At 64.4% G+C, this 3,803-nt stretch carries 2 protein-coding genes and 2 pseudogenes; all 4 read right to left on the bottom strand.

The features are described from left to right. Positions 1-539 (bottom strand): annotated as a pseudogene (locus DYI24_RS22905) (chemotaxis protein); the annotation flags it as partial. Between the two features lie 4 nt (positions 540-543). After that, the gene (locus DYI24_RS22900) at positions 544-1,635 is read right to left on the bottom strand and encodes a protein-glutamate methylesterase/protein-glutamine glutaminase (protein ID WP_107346367.1); all 1,092 of its coding nucleotides are present in this window, start codon (positions 1,633-1,635) and stop codon (positions 544-546) included. A 19-nt stretch (positions 1,636-1,654) separates the two neighbouring features. Next, on the bottom strand, positions 1,655-2,497 hold the full coding sequence (locus tag DYI24_RS22895; RefSeq protein WP_107342392.1) for a CheR family methyltransferase: 843 nt from the start codon (positions 2,495-2,497) through the stop codon (positions 1,655-1,657). A gap of 162 nt (positions 2,498-2,659) precedes the next feature. Then, positions 2,660-3,778, bottom strand: a pseudogene (locus tag DYI24_RS22890) (methyl-accepting chemotaxis protein); the annotation flags it as partial. Positions 3,779-3,803 lie beyond the last annotated feature (25 nt).

Genomic DNA, 3,803 nt, shown 5'->3' with positions numbered 1-3,803 from the left:
GGCCGGTAGCGCCGCTCGAATTCGCTTTGCCGGCCCCAGGTGGTTTCCACCGCCGCCGCGAGCAGCTGCTGATCCTTGACGCAGGCCTCGATCGATGACTGCACGGCCTTGCCGAGATCGTACGCCTCGCGAGTGAAGGCGATGAAGCCTTCCCGATCACCCTCGAGCGAGGCCGACTCGATCTTGGCGCTGCGCGCGATCGTGGTGATCATCTCGACGTGTTTGAGCAATTGCTTCAGCAGCGAACCGGCCTCGGCCACATTGCGGCGCAGCTGGTCGAGCAGCGCGCTTTCCGCCGGCAGCGTGTCGGCGAGGCTCTTCAGGCGGCCGGCGATGTCGCGCAGCGCGCCGGACGCGCCTTCGATTTGCGCCGAAGACAGTTCCCGCGCGAGGTCGGTCAGGGCCTCATTGAGCCCTTGAAAGATGCCATGGCCTTCGCCGAGCTGACCGCCGACTTGGGCGAAGGTAGTCTCAATTCGCGACGCAACGAGTTCGATCGACGCAACGGCGTCGGCAATCGGATGTTTCAATCGGGACACAACTTCAATCCGCTGAGGCAGGCTGCTTGGCTTGCTGCCAGGCCATGATCTCGCGCGGGATCTGGTTCAGCGACACCACCTTCTCGACAGCGCCGCAGGCGATCGCTTCCTTCGGCATGCCGAACACCACGCAACTCTCTTCGTCCTGCGCGCAAGTGTAGGCGCCGAGTTTGCGCATCTCGAGCAGGCCGCGGGCGCCGTCGTCACCCATGCCGGTCATGATGATGCCGAGCGCGTTGGCGCCGGCATATTGGGCGGCCGATCGAAACAGCACGTCCGCCGAGGGACGATGCCGCGACACCGGCGGGCCGTCCTTGATGGCGATCTGGTAGCGAAGGCCGCTGCGGACCAGCAGCATGTGCCGGGCGCCGGGGGCGATGTAGGCCCAGCCCGGCAGCACCGGATCGCCGTCCTCGGCTTCCTTGACGTTGATCTGGCAACCGGCGTTGAGCCGTTTGGCGAACGCCGCGGTGAAGCCCTGCGGCATGTGCTGCACGATCAGAATGCCGGGGCAGTTCGGCGGCAGCACTTCGAGCACGTCGTACAGCGCCTCGGTGCCGCCGGTGGAGACACCGATGCACACGATCCGTTCTGTGGTCGGACGCGACCGCCCGGCGACCGGCGGCGGGATGATCGCATCCGCCGTCAGCTTCTGTTCGATTACTTTGCGAGCCGCGCGGGGGCGGACGCGGGCGCGGGCCGCAGACTTGATCGCTTCGCGCAGGCGGCCGGAGCTCTCCATCAGCGCCTGGCGGGTATCGATCCGCGGCTTGGGCACGATATCGACGGCGCCGGCCTCGAACGCTTCGAACATCAAGTCCGAGCCCTCGGGCGTCAGCGACGAGCAGATCACCACCGGGATCGGATGCTGCGCCATGATCTTGCGGAGGAACGTCATGCCGTCCATCCGCGGCATCTCGATATCGAGCAGGATGACGTCGGGGAGTTCGTTCTGCAGCCGCTTGGCCGCGACGAACGGATCGGACGCGGTCCCGATCACTTCGATTTCGGGGTCTTCGGCCAGGATGGTGCCGAGGACCTGTCGCACCGAGGCGGAGTCGTCGACGATCAGGACCCGGATCTTCTGCTTCGCCATCTGATGCGCTCCAATCATCCTACAGTTTAAAGACGGTTGGTTGAACCTGCCTTAACTTCGGCAGGGCGCTGTGAATCATCGACTCGGAATGGCCGACCAGAAGGTAGCCGCCCGGTCGCAGATGCGAGCACAGCTGCTCGACGACTTTGCGCTGGGTCGCGCGGTCGAAATAGATCAGCACGTTGCGGCAGAAGATGACGTCGACGTCCCGGTCCACCGGGTAGGACGTGTCCATCAGGTTCATCCGCGTGAAATTGGTCAGCCGGCGCAGCTCGGGCACCACCCGCACTTCATCGCGGCTGCGGTCGCGCGAGCTCAAGAAGTAACGCTCGACGAACTGCGGCGGCACCGGCGCGGTGACTTCGCGATTGTAGATCGCCGCGGTGGCGACGCGCAGAACGGCGGTCGAAATATCCGTACCGAGGATCCGGAACTGAAACCGCGACCCGGCCCGCACCATGTCGTCCAGCACCATCGCGGTGGTGTAGGCCTCCATGCCGGTCGAACAGGCCGCACTCCAGACCTTCAGATCGTTGGACTTGCGGTTCGGCAGTTTCAAGAGATCCGGCACCGCGACGGTTCTCAGGAAGTCGAAATGCTGCGGCTCGCGGAAGAAGTCGGTCTTGTTGGTAGTGACGACATCGATCAGATGCGTCAGTTCATCCTCCAGCACCGACTTGTCGAACAGGTTATCGACATACTCGCTGACGCCCGAATAGTTCAGCGCCCGAACGCGTTTGTGCAGCCGTCCTTCGAGCATCAGACGTTTGGCATTCGGCATCTTGATGCCGACCTGGTCTTCGATCAGTTCGGCAAGGGACCGGAATTGCCTGTCGGAAAGCTGGCGTTTGGCGTGGACCATCAAGCTACTCGTCAATTCGGTCCAGCGACCGTTCGTCTCGCATTCAACACCGGCTTCGTCGCGGCACGACGGCCTGCCGGCGTTCCTCGAAGGTGAACGCCCGACCCGGGGCGTTCACCGTTGTTTCGTCCGGGATCGCGGGGCCTTGGCCCCGCCTCTCCCTTAGCGCTGGAAGTCAGCGTCGCGATCGTCTTCGCCGTCACCGAGCGCGAAGGCGAAGCCACCACCGCCCGCGGCCTTGAGCTGACGCTGCGGCTTGGCAGCCGGCTTCTTAGTGCCGCGGTCGACCGAAGCCATATGGGCCGCCTTGGCACGAAGCTGGTTGACGGCCTTGTCGATCGTCCCGCCGTGCGCCTTCGACTTGTCCTGGTCGATGCGGAAGAACGCGATGGTCGACTGCAGCTGCTCGGCCTGCGAAGCGAGTTCTTCCGAGGTCGAAGAGACCTGCTCGGAGGCGCTGGCGTTCTGCTGACCGACCTTGTCGAGCTGCTGGATGGCCTGGTTGATCTGCGACGAACCGACATCCTGTTCGCGGCAGGCCGAGGAGATCTCCTGCACCAGCTCCGAGGTCTTCTTGATGTCCGGCACCAGCTTGGCGAGCATTTCGCCGGCTTCCTGCGCGACCTTCACGGTCTCGCCGGACAGTTCGCCGATTTCGGTCGCCGACGCCTGGCTGCGTTCCGCAAGCTTGCGGACTTCCGAAGCGACCACCGCAAAGCCCTTGCCGTGTTCGCCGGCGCGGGCGGCTTCGACCGCGGCGTTGAGGGCCAGAAGGTCGGTCTGGCGAGCGATCTCCTGCACGATGGTGATCTTTTCGGCGATCGTCTGCATCGCGTCGACGGCCCGGCCGACGGCGGCGCCGCTGGCTTCGGCATCCTTGGCGGACTGCGCGGCGATCTTCTCGGTCTGGCTGGCGTTCTCGGCGTTCTGCTTGATGTTCGCCGCCATCTCTTCCATCGACGAGGAGGCTTCTTCGGCCGACGATGCCTGCTCAGTGGCGCCCTGCGACAGCTGCTCGGCACTGGCCGACAGTTCCTGGCTGCCGGCGGAGACGTTCTGAGCCGCGGTGAGCGCTTCCGACACGATCTGGCGCAGCTTTTCGACCATCTGCTCAAGTGCGATGCCCAGGGTGTCCTTCTCCGACAACCGCTTGGCTTCGATCGTGAGGTTGCCGCGGGCAATCTCGTCGGCGACGCTGGCGGTGGCATTGAGGTTGGCGGTCATCGCGTTCAGCGACTTCACCAGATCGCCGACTTCGTCGTTGCTGGAGACGTCGATCTTCTTACCTGTCCCCTATACACCTCTG

The organism is Rhodopseudomonas sp. BR0C11 (assembly GCF_010820945.1).
Taxonomy (GTDB): Bacteria; Pseudomonadota; Alphaproteobacteria; order Rhizobiales; family Xanthobacteraceae; genus Rhodopseudomonas; species Rhodopseudomonas palustris_H.
This window is presented reverse-complemented; position numbering and strand designations above follow the sequence as displayed.